Raw genomic sequence first — 13,352 nt, forward strand, 5'->3', positions numbered from 1 at the left:
TTAAATTCTCCTTATCCTATTATTGATTTCAAATTTTTTTCTATAAAGCTTTGTCTTTCTTTTTCGGTTTTAAACATTAATTTTTCTTCATTACTTCCCATTACAAATCGTATTGTATATATACCCATATTAGGAATAATAATTTTATCTACACGATCTAAATTTATAAAACGACTTTCTTTAATTTTCAAAAACATTTATTTACCTCTTTTCAAAATTTGATTTACCTTAATTTTCAATTCTTTTCTCTTTGGATCTTTAAGTTTATTCCATGTACCCTCTATCTGAGACCTTGCTTCTACACTTGTCTGCGGATATGCTGGGAATGGAGTTAAACTTACTTCATACAATCTTTCAATTTTATTTATTGTTCTTGTATTGGTTTCAGGATCATATTCATCTCCACCCTTTGGTACTTTAAAAGCAAAACTCATACCTGATAAGTCCTGTCTTTTAACTGCTGCATATATTTCTTTTCCTGTTTCTGTATCAGGTAAAGATGCTCTCATATTTATTCCATTAGGTGTTTTTTCTAATTTCATAGTCCTAGGTGTTCTTGCCAGTGGCACTTTGCTTAAATCATGGTTATACAGTAAATGAGTATCATTTAGGTCTGTATCTGCCAATGCTGACCTTTTAATAATCTCTGTATAATCCCCAAAAATATCATGTATTGTAGTAGGTATATCAAATACTATTGGTGTACCCACTAAAGTAAGACCTTCATCTGCCGAATCAGTCCTTATCTGTGCTGTTCTGATTTCCTTCATCTGGATTTTTACCTCCCATCTGATATTTATTAACAATATTTGTATCAGCCACATTCAAAGTCTGTAATCTCCTGTCACCATCTTCAATTCCAGGTAAATTCAATATCTCAAGTGCCTGATTTATTGTAAGTAGACCTAGTGGCATCAATTCTTTAAGTGCTGTTATCTTAGTTGTATTTGATGTGAATTGTAATTTATCAGATTCAAGCAATATTGAATTTCCAAAGGACTGTTCACGTTGAGTAAATAATTTCCCTGTAAGCTCTAGGCTCATTTGAGTTGATAAAGGTTCTATTGTGCTTTCATAAAATGCTGACCATTCATCCTCCGTATATGTGCAGTTTATAATACTTTCACTTACACCTAGATAACTGTATATTCTATTTTTAATTGCATCCAATTGTTGTCCATTTATAAGTACAGGTTTATTTTCTATTGGTTGGTAATCCATTTTAGTATCTAATGCAGCAATACCACCATTATTTTCAATACTTAAATAATCTTTTATAAAGTCTTCTTTTGCCTCTTTCAGCTTTTCACTAGATAGAACTTGATTGTATTTCAGTAATCCACGTATTTGTGCTGAAGTCTTAATTGAATTCTCCATACCTTGATTTTGAGTATGTGCTAAATCCAGAGTTGGCATTATTGCTTTGTTATCATCGCCTAGCAGATCATTTGAGTTATAGAATCTTCTTAATAAAACCACTTGACTATATTCCACTATGAATTCTCTGCCCTTTAAAAATAGGAACTTACAATATAATGTCCCTGTTACATCTATAACAAATTCCATACTTAACGGTGATAGTGGATATATACCTGAAAGATTGCCTTTACCATCTAATGACAGATATGCAAATGAATTATTATATAAAAAATAATGTGTTGCCATTTTATAAAGGAAATCATAGGTGTTCATATATGGATTAGGTCTTGTCTGTAATATATAATTTAATGTGGAATCTCCATCTTTTCTCTGTCCTGATTGGGTAATTACATGAGTAGGAACTAATTTCGCAAAATTCTTTGCTATAGCATCAACGCCACTTCTATATAAATCATTTGAATAGGCATCTCCTGAAAATGGTGTAAATATTGGTGGACTGCCATTCATGACATCAATTCTTTGAATATTTGACTTATTTGCAGGGCTTTTATTTCTATTGAATAATTTATCTAATATATTCATTAAAATCTCCTTTCAAAATATAAAAGCACAGGAAAAATGGTTCTCCAGCTTTGGAGTTTCATAACTTTCCCGTGCCTTTTACAGCTTCCACTATTTTTAGTGGGGTACTTCCTATATTTAACTATAGTGTTATTGTACCATATCACTAATACTATGGCAACCCTACCCTTATAAATCATCCTTTTTTATTTGGGTGTATGGTGTAGGTGTATCCTTTATTGGTGTAACCTTACAATCTAATATCTACACCCTGCCGTATAGTACCATATTTATTCCTCTTCTTTGATATTCCTAGTAGTAAAGCTATATCTTTAAATTCTAGTGAAAACTTAGTATTAGAAATATTACTTCCATTCCAAACATTAAAAGATTGTACTAGTTGTTTATTGCTTATAGATAAATCTCTTTGTAATATGCACTTCTCTTCTATAAATAGTTCTATAGAATTGTCATTCTTTTTGGATTGTTTTGCCTTCCTTTCCCAATAAGCCTCATTGTATCTCAGTACTTTATCCTTATTTTTAGCTCTCCATCTCCTGTTATAAGCATTAAATTGTTCTTTATGCTGTCTTCGGTACTCTCTCTGATATGCTGCTTTGGCTTTTCTTGCTTCATCACTTAAATGCATGTACTCACACTCCTGGAATTATATGAATAATTTTTCTCTTGAATTTGATTTTTTACTTAAAAGGAAGTAAACTTTAATTGCATGTGATAACCTTACTTCCTTTGGTAAGCAAGGTTTTATTTATTTAAGAGGTCCATTCTTATATGTTTGTGTGGACCTTCTTTTTTATATTCTTTTGGCTCTTTTTTGAATTTAAAACCACTTTTTATAAGTGCTAAAAGTTTATCTCTCTCCTGTTCCGTAGAATATGAAATTTTTAATTTAATCATGGTCATTTTCCTCCAAAAACATCCATATAACTAATATTTTCTACTTCTTTTAGAAAACTTAAATTAGTAAATCCTGCCACTACACCCTTTTTAAAATAATATTCTGCTTCTAAACAAGTCATTTCCGTAACTTTAGAATCAAATTCATCCAATAAATTTTGACATTCTTTTGGAAGCTGATTGCGTAAGGTATGGTACATTTCATCACGTTCAGAAGTTAATTGATCCCATTTATCAATATTCTTTATATCAGTTATATCTTCTGAAATATGCTCAAATTCATTTCTTATAGCCCCATCAACAACATTCTTCAACGTTCTTTCTTTAATTTCAATTACATCATTATTTTTCATAATTTATTTATTCCTCCTTGACATTTGCTGCTAAAAGAAGTAAATTAAAACTGTGGGGTTTGCTTCTTTCGGCAAACTTATTTTTTTATTTAAATTCTTATTCTGGCCTTTATTCCTTCATTAAGTGGAATATTTTCTTCATCATAATTATAGAAATAATATCCACCATACTTGGAGCTATGCTCTATTCTTCCATCTTCCCACACACCATATTTAGTATTGTAAATCTCTAATGGGTATCCACATGTCAATTCCACATCATTTAACATATATCTACTACTAGAATTTAATTGCAAATAACCCTGTTCTGTTTCCTTTGAATAATGCTCTATATCCCTTATAAAGTCTCCCATATCTTCAAGCACTTTTTCCAATGCCATGTATGCTTTGCCATCTTCAAAACTTTTTACTTCAGACCTTCCATATATTCCTTTAAGTTGTATTAAAGCATTTTCAGCTATTGCCATTGCCCTTAAATAGTCTTTATTCATAACTTACCTCCTTCAAATGGATTTATATTGTCATTAACTTCTTCAAAGTCAATAATTTCTATATCAAGCCAATATCTTAGACTGTTACTTACTTTGTCTTTTACTCCAAAGCTCTTAAACTGTCTTCCAAATTGTACCTTATTCATTGGCGTAATTTCATTTAGATAACACCAGTTAAGATAACATTTATATACATCATCTTTTAAAATCCTAGTGCCTTTTGTAGATGATATTTCTATCTTGGATTTAAAGAAAGAGTATGCACTGTCAACCTCCTGTCTGTATTCTTCCATTTCCTGTTCTGATACTTCACTTGTTGTAACTTTCCACTTATTAGCCTTAACTCTTTGCAACCCTTCATAGCTCCACATAAAAACAATATCTAATTCATTGGCAATAATTCTATCTGAAATACCTGTATCTTTAACCTTATCCCTTACCCTTTCTGAAACTTCTTTCTCTGTTCCAAAAGATACATTGAAAGGTATAATCACAGGCCGCCTGAAAAATCCCGTAGATTTATCTGCTGCACTTGGCATCCTGTTTAATCCGAAAAACATAGTCATATTGAATCCCATTCTAACTAAATCTTTATTTTTCCTATTTACCAATACAGGTTCCCCGCAACACATAGATTTAAAAAATTTATGCACTGTTTTTCCTGAGAGTTCGTCATCCCTTACTGAATTTATATGTTTTCCCTCGGCCATAGATATTACAAAAGGCTCTCCAAAATCACCTAGTCCGATAGTACAAATATATCTATTATCATTTATTAGAGCTTCCTGTATATCAAATGCGGCACTTTTTCCATTGCTGCCTTCACCTTTATATATGAAACACTGCTGTACTTCTCTGCTGTGGGGAGATAGCATAAGTCCCCATGATTCTTGAAGTGTTATTATGCTGCCTTCATCCAGTGTACTTTCTAAAAACTTTTTAAATTCTGAATTATTAAACTGATCTTTCCAATCTTCTATATAGTTAGCCTGAAATTGAATTTCTAGCTTATATTTAGGGTTGTGAGGTAATAACTGTCCTGTTTCTATGTCAATTACACCATTAAGGCAGTTAATATATCTTTTTTCATCATGGATATTCCTTGCATCCTCACTATTTAACATTAATAATTCTGCAAAGTTTTTTGACCTTGTAACTGTCTTATCCTTGTTATTTATTGCATACTTGAAAAACATTCTCTGGACTTCTCTTAGCTCCATATAGTCGTAAAATCCTTTTTTGGCATTATATAAGTACCATAGATTACCCTTTGTATAACTTGGCTGTTCCTTAATTATATGTTGAACTAAACTCCAGTTATCAATATTACCTTTACTGTCACAATAGGGAGGAAAAGCATATTTAAGAATACTGTCAACTTTTTTTTCTACTTCCTCATTACTTAATGGTGGAATAAACCAACTCCTATTGTATGTGATTGTATGGGGCAATAGAGCTTCCTTAGTTCTCATATTAGGGTTATTTTTAATCATTGAACCTAGCCAACTTATCAGTGTTGTATCTCTATCTCCTTCATTTACAGGTCTATAATATTTACTTTTTGACATAATAGTGGCTCCATCAAAAGACTTATCAGATATGGCATTTATGTTCCTTTGTTGCACTTTATCCAGTTCTATTAGTTTTTCAAATAGCACCTGCGGTATATCCTGAATAGTTTGTTTTAATGCTTTATACCCTCTAACTTCATCATCAATTTTTACCTTGCTATCAGGTACTACTATTAAACCACCATCAGTTCTTATGTCCACACCTGGTATATAATTGGCTCTACTTTTCAATCCTTCTCTATAATTGAAATATAAATGAGTACCGCCTCTAGGGGTTATAACCTTAAAAGTATTAGTTATAATATCCTTTTGCTCTGTAGGGAAATCTTTTATAAAATCATTAAAGCTATCATATCCATTAATATTACTATGGTTGCAATCAATGTCTATAACAATGATGCCGCTATCCTTACCACATATTAATGACATTCCTGTTAAACTGCCACCTTTTATTTCCCCATTTACCTCTCTCTTATATATAGATTCTAAAACTTCAAGCTCCTTGATATTCTTAATCCAAAAATCCTTATTCTTCCACGGGAATACTGGAATCTTAGAATAATTTACAAGAGGAACTGCTGGAAATAAATTTTTCTCTATTGTTGAAGTAAATTCTTTCCCTGTCACCTCGTTTTCACCTACTTTTATTACATTCCTTATCTGCCCATTTTTGAAGTAACTCGGCATTTACAAAATATTTTGTACCTATTTTAAAGGCTGGAAAATCCTTTCTCTTCAATAAATCTTGATACATTGTGTTTCGGCCAACTCCTAAGAGTTCCATAGTTTCTATTGGAGTAACTAATATAACCTTTTTATTATCATGCTTCAATTTATCAGCAATTTTATAATCTTCCATTAGTCTAAATCCCCCTTATCAAGTAAATTCTTTTTTTGTTTCAGCAGTTCAGTAAGTGCTTTTTGATGTATCGCTTTATCTTTAGGACTATCTTTAGGTATAATTGTCTTTAGAGCCTTTATAGCTCTATCTAGCTTCCTTAAGTCATTTGGTGGTATAAATTCTAGCATCTTACCCCATCTCCTTTTTAAAATTAAGCCGCTATGTCTTTAGCAAATACCTTATTAAATCTATTTCTTAAATTTGTAAATCTAATCTTACAAGTATTCTTAATCATTACTTTCCTAGATTTATAATCCATGTTGTTTAAAATCAAACTGCCATTTAATATCTGTAACTCTAATAGAGCTTTATTACACTCCAACTGTAAGTTATCTCTAGTTGCATCCTTCTGATCTACCTCTAAAATAGTTTTTAGTTTCTTAGCACTATATCCCAATAAAGCTCTATTTATCATATTTGCTTCATTGCTATATACATAATTTGGAGCTTTTTTAACATCTGGGTGATTTTCTAAGTAATTAGCATCAATAACTTTACACATTTCCTTATATCCCTGTTTTTGAGGAAATCTTAATTTTTCCCATTCAATACCGTCTTTAGTGGCTTTCTCTAACTTAATGAAATAATCACAAACTAAATCTCCATAAACTGTATTTTCTCTCATTGCAATTTTCTTAGCACAATTAAGGGTTAGGGTATAATCAACTTGTGGCCTTTTTAAATTTCCAACCTCGACAAATCTGTCGACCTTAGAAAAATCTTCATTTTCCTTATAATTTTGATTTAACAATTTTCGTTCTATCCATTTATTAAATTCCCTGTGAGGTTTCGCTAATTCTTCCCATAACGTCCTAGCGTTAACACAAGCTCCTTCTCTATCTTCAATCATTATTGATGGAAATTTTCTTTGTGCCTCTATAACTAACTTAGTATCAGTTTCATTCATTCCTAAATTATTCTTTAAAAAACTCATTGTAAATTTTTTCATTACTTTATCCCTCCTTTTCTTCATCATTGAAAAATAGTTCTTTTGGATCTATGTCAAGTTGTTTGCAAATTTTTTTCATTACTTTAACACTTGGATATTTACTTCCATTTTCTATTTGATAGTAGTATGATTCTGATATTCCTATGTCTTTTGAAATTGTAAATACCGATATTCTTTTTTCTATTCTTTTAATTTTTAATTTTGAATATTTCATTTCACCACCTCTTTACACTTATAGTATACTATTTTATGATATTAGTGCAATGGGCAAATACCGCGATAATTGGTGGTTATATTTAATTATGTATCGTATACTTTATTTTTCATACTATTATACTATAGGTGCAATTTTTGTAATTATAATGTATAATAATATTGGAGGTTGAAGTCATGATTAATACGAAACTTATAAAAGATATAAGAGAATCTGCAAAAATGTCTATAAAGCAACTAGCTGATCATACAAAGCTCAGTACATCATATTTATATCAAGTTGAACGTGGAGATAAAGAGCCATCTTTAAGTGCATTAAATAAAATATCGAAAGCCCTTAATACACCAACTAGTGCCTTTTTAGGTAACCATGAGGCGGTAAATAATTTTTTTATTAACAGAGTAGATCCTAAAAAAAATAAATCAACTTATGTTCACAATCTGGAGCATTACCATAAAGTATTTCCTGGTGCCAAAGACTTAAGTGACATAATGGATAGAATTAAATCTGGTGATGAAGTTCTACCAGATGAAATAATGGCCATATATAATAAATACAGATTACTTTTACATGAGAATAATCCCAGACTCATATTTGAAGAACTATTAAAAAGTATGAAATATGATGTAAATAATATTGATATCACTTACTTATATGATAAGATAAGAGAACAAATTAGATTGGAAATTAAATTTATGGAAGATAGAAATAGAAACGCCATTAATAACACTAATTCTAATGATAATTAATCTAAAGTACAGAATGTGTACTGTTATAAATTCAATCTGTACTGCCTTTAAACCCTTGAAAATACTCAATTAGTACAGATAGTACACATAGTACAGATAAAAAAACAAAAATAAAAAATACACTTGCACATCTTGCACACTGCACATAATTCATTTTGGAAGGAGAAAAGCTATGGCTAAAACTACATACAGAAAAAGAAAAATCAATGGCAAGGAATACTACTTTTACAGGTTAAGACATAAGAATTTAAAAAAGCCTAAAGACATGTATGGCACCACTGTTAAGGAGCTTAATACTAAAATAAAAAGTGCTGTAAATGAGCTTGATAATGGTATTACTGATAATAGAGAATACTTTGGAGCCTTTATAAAGGAATGGCTGTATAATACACATCTAGTAAACAAAAAGCCCTCTACTAGAGAGAGGTATGACAGTGTATTCAGAAATTATATTGATGACAGTCCTATATATGATATTAAATTAAAGGACTTAACCCCATTAGATATACAGGACTATTATAAAAAGCTGGTGGCAGCGGGGAAAAGTATAGCAGCCATAAAGAACCTTCATAAGTTAATAGCTCCTGCAATCAGATACGCCTATGATAGTAATAAAATTGTAAAAGACTTTTCAAGAGCCATAGTATTACCACAGGACAATGAGCAAAAGAAATTGAATAAAATTAATGATGTAAGGCCATTTACTATAGATGAACAAATGAAATTTATCAAGGCCATAGAAGGAGAGCCTTTGGAGATGCTTTTTCTTACCGCCATTGATACTGGACTAAGGCAAGGAGAATTATTTGCTCTTACCTGGAAGGATATAGATTTTAATAATTCATGTATTAGAGTGAATAAGTCTTTTAAAAGCATCAGGAATATTGATAGCGGGACATATGAAAGTATTACCCAGACACCTAAAACCATCAATGCTATTAGAGTAGTACCTATACCAGAACATTTAATACCTAAATTAAAACAGTACAAATTACAGCAAAAGAAATTGAAATTCAAATTAGCTAATTTATATGAAGATAATAACCTCGTGTTCTGTAATGAGTTTGGCAAGCATTTGGATAGCAGCAATGTTCGTAAAAAGTTAAAGAAAATACTTGAAAGCATTGGCCTTCCAGATAGGAGATTTCACGATTTAAGACATACCTTTGCCACTAGATTATTTGAATTAGGTGAAAATCCTAAAACAGTACAGGAGTTACTCGGACATGGTAATATTTCCATAACTTTAGATACATATACTCATGTATTAGCTGATATGAAAGTAAAGGCAGTATCAAAATTGAATGATTTATATTCAAGTATGAGGGAAAAATAACCCTCTATTTTTTTATTTTATAAAAATCTATAAGGGGTAAAAAAAGGGGTAAAATTTAATTTAAAGACAAAATAATAACCGTTGAAACTTAGTGTTTCCAACGGTTTCTGGTGCATCAGAGAGGACTTGAACCCCCGGCACGCTGGAACGACCACATACAAAAAATAACTTCAGATAATTTTGCATATCTGTTGATAGTACTTAATTTAATGTATTTATTTGACTATAAAATATAATAAATATTGATATGTATATATAACTAATGTGTTAAAAATGTGTTAAACAAATAAGTCATTTAATGTCTCCACAGTATCCATTTTTTGCTTAGGCATAACGTGAGTATATATATCAGCTGTTATAGAACTACGACTATGGCCAAGAAGTCTTTGAACAGTTTCTAATCTATTATTACGCTCAAATAGTTTAGTTGCGTATGTATGTCTCAAACAGTGAAAATTACGATAAGGAATATTAGCCTTTTTTAAAGCACGTGAATAAGCTCTAATCAAATTTCTTGAATCTATAGTGCCTCCTGTTGATGTTGCAAAAACATAATTGTTATCAATATATGAGTCGCCAGCAAGTAATTTTTCTTCTTTCTGTTGTATTTTATGCCTTTTTAATGCAGGGATTAATTTTGAAGGTATTGGAACAGTTCTTATGCTACTTTGTGATTTAGGAGTTTGCTCTATAGTTTTATATGTTCTAACATTATCAGATTCTATCATGCTAACTTTTTTGAGAGATGTTTTTACGTGGAGCTCCATTTTATCCATGTCAATATTGTACCATTTTAAAGCCAGTAATTCTCCTTGCCTCAATCCTGTACCGAGATCAAGTAAAAATAAGGCTTTCAGTCGATTATTATTTAAGGAATCTTTAAATTTTATAATCTCATCATCTGTAAAGACTTGTATTTCTCGTTTTTGTACGTCTTTTTTACCAGGGATAGATAATCTATAACAGGGATTCTTAGCAATATAGCCCTCATCTACAGCATAATTTAAAAATTCTCTCAGTAATTTATTGAGATTTTTAATGACATTACTGCTTTTACCTGACTTGTACAATTTATTATAATATCTTTGAAGTTGTATACTTTGCAAATTGCAAATTTTAACACCATAGATATTATTATTTTTAATATAATTTCTATATATTCCTTCGTATCTTTCAAAAGTAGATGGTTTCAATTGATCTTTCATTACTTCAAATAACCACAGATGCATTAAATTTCCAAAACCTACATCTTGAAAATTTACAGCAAGTCCATTCTTTATACCATTTAAATATTCATCTTTCTTGTCTTCAGCCTCTTTTTTTGTTTTCCCATAGAATTGTTTTCGTATTACTTTTCCATTCCCGTCACGTCCTACTACGGCTGTAACTCTGTAATATTCAGAACCATTAATTTTAGTATTAGTTTTTCTTGCCATTTAAAATCCTCCTTAAACATAAAATTATACTGAAAGGAGCCTTAAAGCCCCTTTGATTAATCATTATTCTTTAAAGTGTGATAAATCTTTTTCAGTAACCTTTTCAATCGCCTATTTTTTTCAGTTAGTTTTTCTATTTTATTTTGTAGTGCTAATTCTCTGTTATTAAATTCTCCTTCCATACTTAGTTCCCCCTTGCCTTTTATTAATAATATGCCTTTTGTACAGAACATCCGTTCTAATTCGTTACTACCATATTACCATAAAATTGTTAGCATATCCACTTTTCTTAAAGTTTCCCTCACTATCTGAGAGGCCTCCTTTATTATTAAATTTAAACAGTGCACCTTTTATTGCCTATATTATAACCCGATTCTTGTTTGCGGGCAGCGTAATTTAGGACAATCGTATGTCAATATTTGAAGTTTTCCAGCATTTTAATATTTGTTTCGACATTTAATATATTGTACTATGTAATAAATGTCAAAACAAAGGTGGGAAATAATTAAAAATGATGCTTTTTATAAAACAATACAGAGAAGACAAAAATATTGATTTAAGAAGTCTTGCCATTCAAGCAAATTGTTCATATAGTTATTTAAACCAATTGGAAAACAATATAAAAAAGAATCCAGGATTAGATATACTTGTTAGAGTAGGATATGCCCTCCAGGTATGCCCTATAAGATTATTAGGAGGTTGCTATGGGGGCTACTGTAATCCTAAATGCTATTATTATAAATCTTATTATATCATACCTTAATCATGACGTCATAACGGTATGATGTTTTACCTCCATTCTTTAAAATTGGGATGAGGTGTTGTTTATGAATGAAAAGACGACAATATACTTAGAACCTGATTTGAAAAAGGCTGTTAGAATAGAGCTTGTTAGAGATGGGGAAAATCAAAGTTTGAGTAATTTAATAAACCAGTTATTATACAAATGGCTATCTGAAAAAGAAAAAAATGATTTCTAAATAAAAAATAAAGCCTAAATAATATAAAAGGCTTTATTTTTTCTAGCTTTGCTCATTGTTAGATTGTTTATCGATTAGAGCATTAAAATTAATAGGAGGTAGAACTATTGGAGGGATTTCTGCTTGAACTGTTATGTTTGTAACTAAGCTTCTTAAATATGGGAATAATATTGCTAAAGATTGTTTTATAAAGAATTTTTCATTTTCTTTGTCGTTAGGCTCCATACTAAAAATACCGCACAATGATACATTAATGGTCAGTGCATCATCTTTTTTATCAGCTATTTCTATTTTAATAGTAACTTTAGTTTTTGAATTATTTTCAGAATGTGCAGTTTCATATCCAACTTTGACCTGAAATTTTGAATTTTTTTCAGAATAATTATCGCTTCTGTTAAATGAAATATTTGGAACATATATTTTATGCAATTTTAATTTACATTTATCAGTACCAGCTTGTACATTTTCCATTATGCAGCATCCTCTTCCTTATTATAAATATAATAAACGTCATAGCTTTCAAGTTCTAATAATTTATTTAATTCTGTTGACTTAATAGTTTCAAAAAAAAGCATATTTCCAGATTGTGAAACTGCTCCTGAAAATTTTTCATTTACAGTTTCAGAATTAGTTATGCACCCGCAAAATATAGGTTCTCTAGCGTCATCGTCCAAATCATAATCATATAAGCAAACTTTTCCGATACTGCCAGGTGCATAATTGGTAACTCTTATACCATCTTCTTCATAATGTTTAATTACCTCATCATCAGTCATAGATTCTAGTTTATCTAATAATATTTTTAGCATTTCATTTTTATCCATAATTTGATCCTCCTTTTTGAACTTTTATAGAATTTTTGTCTATCAAGTTATTATTCCTAGCACATAATATAGTACAATTTGGTATTTCAGAGTTAGGGACTCCCTTATCTTCTAAAACAGATATATATCTCTGTTGCTTTGATGCTAAAAATCCAAGTGTATCACAAATATCATTAATTACCTGGCAATCAAATTTAATTTTATTTGTTTCTATGTCTATGCCTCTTTTTTTAGTATCTTCTACCTTTTTATGTCTATATTCATGGTATAAATCTCTCAAGATTTCATTATCAAAATCTAATATTTTGTTGCTATCAATAGTTATAACAGATTTTAATATTCTATAAAATTTAAAATGCTTATAATTTTTTGTCCATTTATGTGCATTAGTAATTGCTTTATTTTTATTTTTATCTATAAAAAAATATATCCCAGTGCCCAACCATTCATTATCGTTACTACTAAGATTAAAATTCTTAAATTTTAATATGCACTGAGCTCCTTCATAATCGGTTCCATGGTATCCAATAAAAGTTCTTTTTTCATTATCCATGTATATTCAATCCTATCTGAAATCATTACCAATTTATTTAAATTTATACAAACCATAACTTGTAGTTCATAAATGCTTGTCCTCAATGCTTTCTTGAATAATATAAGTCTTTTACTAATATGTTATATTTATTTTG

At 30.1% G+C, this 13,352-nt stretch carries 21 protein-coding genes; 4 read left to right on the plus strand and 17 right to left on the minus strand.

Annotation, left to right across the window (positions count from 1 at the left end; translation table 11 throughout):
• Positions 1-11: 11 nt before the first annotated feature.
• From BS101_RS00235 to BS101_RS00280, 12 genes are all read right to left on the minus strand, one after another.
• On the minus strand, positions 12-197 hold the full coding sequence (locus BS101_RS00235; RefSeq protein ID WP_073537020.1) for a hypothetical protein: 186 nt from the start codon (positions 195-197) through the stop codon (positions 12-14).
• Entirely contained in the window at positions 198-770 is a 573-nt protein-coding gene (locus BS101_RS00240; protein ID WP_073537021.1) for an HK97 family phage prohead protease, read from the minus strand.
• Entirely contained in the window at positions 736-1,962 is a 1,227-nt protein-coding gene (locus BS101_RS00245; RefSeq protein WP_073537022.1) for a phage portal protein, read from the minus strand. The genes BS101_RS00240 and BS101_RS00245 overlap by 35 nt, the downstream gene beginning before the upstream one ends.
• 229 nt (positions 1,963-2,191) lie before the next feature.
• The gene (locus BS101_RS00250) at positions 2,192-2,590 is read right to left on the minus strand and encodes a hypothetical protein (protein WP_073537023.1); all 399 of its coding nucleotides are present in this window, start codon (positions 2,588-2,590) and stop codon (positions 2,192-2,194) included.
• Positions 2,591-2,706: 116 nt separating this feature from the next.
• A complete protein-coding gene (locus tag BS101_RS23125) occupies positions 2,707-2,859 on the minus strand; it encodes a hypothetical protein (RefSeq protein ID WP_198039535.1) in 153 nt (50 codons plus the stop codon).
• Positions 2,860-2,861: 2 nt separating this feature from the next.
• On the minus strand, positions 2,862-3,212 hold the full coding sequence (locus BS101_RS00255) for a hypothetical protein (RefSeq protein ID WP_073537024.1): 351 nt from the start codon (positions 3,210-3,212) through the stop codon (positions 2,862-2,864).
• Between the two features lie 89 nt (positions 3,213-3,301).
• A complete protein-coding gene (locus tag BS101_RS00260) occupies positions 3,302-3,703 on the minus strand; it encodes a DUF5348 domain-containing protein (RefSeq protein WP_073537025.1) in 402 nt (133 codons plus the stop codon).
• Positions 3,700-5,901, minus strand: a complete 2,202-nt coding sequence (locus BS101_RS00265) for a phage/plasmid primase, P4 family (protein ID WP_073537026.1) — start codon at positions 5,899-5,901, stop codon at positions 3,700-3,702. Before BS101_RS00265 ends, BS101_RS00260 begins: the two co-directional genes overlap by 4 nt.
• A 7-nt stretch (positions 5,902-5,908) precedes the next feature.
• A complete protein-coding gene (locus BS101_RS00270; protein ID WP_073537027.1) occupies positions 5,909-6,133 on the minus strand; it encodes a helix-turn-helix domain-containing protein in 225 nt (74 codons plus the stop codon).
• A complete protein-coding gene (locus BS101_RS23130; RefSeq protein WP_198039536.1) occupies positions 6,133-6,303 on the minus strand; it encodes a hypothetical protein in 171 nt (56 codons plus the stop codon). The genes BS101_RS00270 and BS101_RS23130 overlap by 1 nt, the downstream gene beginning before the upstream one ends.
• A 23-nt stretch (positions 6,304-6,326) precedes the next feature.
• A complete protein-coding gene (locus BS101_RS00275; protein ID WP_073537028.1) occupies positions 6,327-7,124 on the minus strand; it encodes an antA/AntB antirepressor family protein in 798 nt (265 codons plus the stop codon).
• A gap of 4 nt (positions 7,125-7,128) precedes the next feature.
• Entirely contained in the window at positions 7,129-7,338 is a 210-nt protein-coding gene (locus BS101_RS00280) for a helix-turn-helix domain-containing protein (RefSeq protein ID WP_073537029.1), read from the minus strand.
• A gap of 176 nt (positions 7,339-7,514) precedes the next feature.
• Between BS101_RS00280 and BS101_RS00285 the strand changes: the two genes are divergently transcribed.
• On the plus strand, positions 7,515-8,087 hold the full coding sequence (locus BS101_RS00285) for a helix-turn-helix domain-containing protein (protein WP_073537030.1): 573 nt from the start codon (positions 7,515-7,517) through the stop codon (positions 8,085-8,087).
• A gap of 172 nt (positions 8,088-8,259) precedes the next feature.
• Complete coding sequence (locus BS101_RS00290) at positions 8,260-9,423, plus strand: tyrosine-type recombinase/integrase (protein WP_073537031.1); 1,164 nt, start codon at positions 8,260-8,262, stop codon at positions 9,421-9,423.
• A gap of 278 nt (positions 9,424-9,701) precedes the next feature.
• On the opposite strand, the gene BS101_RS00295 is transcribed toward BS101_RS00290, so the two are convergent.
• Entirely contained in the window at positions 9,702-10,859 is a 1,158-nt protein-coding gene (locus BS101_RS00295) for a tyrosine-type recombinase/integrase (RefSeq protein WP_073537032.1), read from the minus strand.
• Positions 10,860-10,915: 56 nt separating this feature from the next.
• A complete protein-coding gene (locus BS101_RS24130; protein WP_278335256.1) occupies positions 10,916-11,041 on the minus strand; it encodes a hypothetical protein in 126 nt (41 codons plus the stop codon).
• 329 nt (positions 11,042-11,370) lie between these two features.
• On the opposite strand from BS101_RS24130, the gene BS101_RS00300 reads away from it, so the two are divergent.
• Positions 11,371-11,622, plus strand: a complete 252-nt coding sequence (locus BS101_RS00300; RefSeq protein ID WP_073537033.1) for a helix-turn-helix domain-containing protein — start codon at positions 11,371-11,373, stop codon at positions 11,620-11,622.
• 64 nt (positions 11,623-11,686) lie between these two features.
• Positions 11,687-11,839, plus strand: coding sequence for a hypothetical protein (locus BS101_RS23135; RefSeq protein WP_198039537.1), 153 nt, complete (start codon positions 11,687-11,689; stop codon positions 11,837-11,839).
• Positions 11,840-11,881: 42 nt separating this feature from the next.
• Here the strand turns inward: BS101_RS23135 and BS101_RS00305 are convergent, their stop codons facing one another.
• From BS101_RS00305 to BS101_RS00315, 3 genes are read right to left on the minus strand one after another with little or no spacing between them, the layout of a single operon-like run.
• Positions 11,882-12,310 carry a protein-export chaperone SecB gene (locus tag BS101_RS00305; RefSeq protein WP_073537034.1) on the minus strand — a complete coding sequence of 143 codons (429 nt, stop codon included), beginning with the start codon at positions 12,308-12,310 and terminating at the stop codon, positions 11,882-11,884.
• Positions 12,310-12,663: a hypothetical protein gene (locus BS101_RS00310; RefSeq protein ID WP_073537035.1), complete on the minus strand. Its 354-nt coding sequence runs from the start codon at positions 12,661-12,663 to the stop codon at positions 12,310-12,312. Before BS101_RS00310 ends, BS101_RS00305 begins: the two co-directional genes overlap by 1 nt.
• Positions 12,656-13,216 (minus strand): hypothetical protein, encoded by a 561-nt coding sequence (locus BS101_RS00315; protein WP_073537036.1) that lies wholly within the window; start codon positions 13,214-13,216, stop codon positions 12,656-12,658. The genes BS101_RS00310 and BS101_RS00315 overlap by 8 nt, the downstream gene beginning before the upstream one ends.
• Between the last annotated feature and the right edge of the window lie 136 nt (positions 13,217-13,352).

The organism is Clostridium kluyveri (assembly GCF_001902295.1).
GTDB classification, from domain to species: Bacteria; Bacillota; Clostridia; order Clostridiales; family Clostridiaceae; genus Clostridium_B; species Clostridium_B kluyveri_B.

Coding starts and splice junctions, on each gene's coding strand:
- BS101_RS00240 (WP_073537021.1), bottom strand. CDS start 770: ATGAAGGAAATCAGAACAGCACAGATAAGGACTGATTCGGCAGATGAA.
- BS101_RS00280 (WP_073537029.1), bottom strand. CDS start 7,338: ATGAAATATTCAAAATTAAAAATTAAAAGAATAGAAAAAAGAATATCG.
- BS101_RS23130 (WP_198039536.1), bottom strand. CDS start 6,303: ATGCTAGAATTTATACCACCAAATGACTTAAGGAAGCTAGATAGAGCT.
- BS101_RS00300 (WP_073537033.1), top strand. CDS start 11,371: ATGATGCTTTTTATAAAACAATACAGAGAAGACAAAAATATTGATTTA.
- BS101_RS00305 (WP_073537034.1), bottom strand. CDS start 12,310: ATGGAAAATGTACAAGCTGGTACTGATAAATGTAAATTAAAATTGCAT.
- BS101_RS00275 (WP_073537028.1), bottom strand. CDS start 7,124: ATGAAAAAATTTACAATGAGTTTTTTAAAGAATAATTTAGGAATGAAT.
- BS101_RS23135 (WP_198039537.1), top strand. CDS start 11,687: ATGAATGAAAAGACGACAATATACTTAGAACCTGATTTGAAAAAGGCT.
- BS101_RS00250 (WP_073537023.1), bottom strand. CDS start 2,590: ATGCATTTAAGTGATGAAGCAAGAAAAGCCAAAGCAGCATATCAGAGA.
- BS101_RS00290 (WP_073537031.1), top strand. CDS start 8,260: ATGGCTAAAACTACATACAGAAAAAGAAAAATCAATGGCAAGGAATAC.
- BS101_RS23125 (WP_198039535.1), bottom strand. CDS start 2,859: ATGATTAAATTAAAAATTTCATATTCTACGGAACAGGAGAGAGATAAA.
- BS101_RS00315 (WP_073537036.1), bottom strand. CDS start 13,216: ATGGATAATGAAAAAAGAACTTTTATTGGATACCATGGAACCGATTAT.
- BS101_RS00285 (WP_073537030.1), top strand. CDS start 7,515: ATGATTAATACGAAACTTATAAAAGATATAAGAGAATCTGCAAAAATG.
- BS101_RS00260 (WP_073537025.1), bottom strand. CDS start 3,703: ATGAATAAAGACTATTTAAGGGCAATGGCAATAGCTGAAAATGCTTTA.
- BS101_RS00245 (WP_073537022.1), bottom strand. CDS start 1,962: ATGAATATATTAGATAAATTATTCAATAGAAATAAAAGCCCTGCAAAT.
- BS101_RS00270 (WP_073537027.1), bottom strand. CDS start 6,133: ATGGAAGATTATAAAATTGCTGATAAATTGAAGCATGATAATAAAAAG.
- BS101_RS00235 (WP_073537020.1), bottom strand. CDS start 197: ATGTTTTTGAAAATTAAAGAAAGTCGTTTTATAAATTTAGATCGTGTA.
- BS101_RS00295 (WP_073537032.1), bottom strand. CDS start 10,859: ATGGCAAGAAAAACTAATACTAAAATTAATGGTTCTGAATATTACAGA.
- BS101_RS00310 (WP_073537035.1), bottom strand. CDS start 12,663: ATGGATAAAAATGAAATGCTAAAAATATTATTAGATAAACTAGAATCT.
- BS101_RS00255 (WP_073537024.1), bottom strand. CDS start 3,212: ATGAAAAATAATGATGTAATTGAAATTAAAGAAAGAACGTTGAAGAAT.
- BS101_RS24130 (WP_278335256.1), bottom strand. CDS start 11,041: ATGGAAGGAGAATTTAATAACAGAGAATTAGCACTACAAAATAAAATA.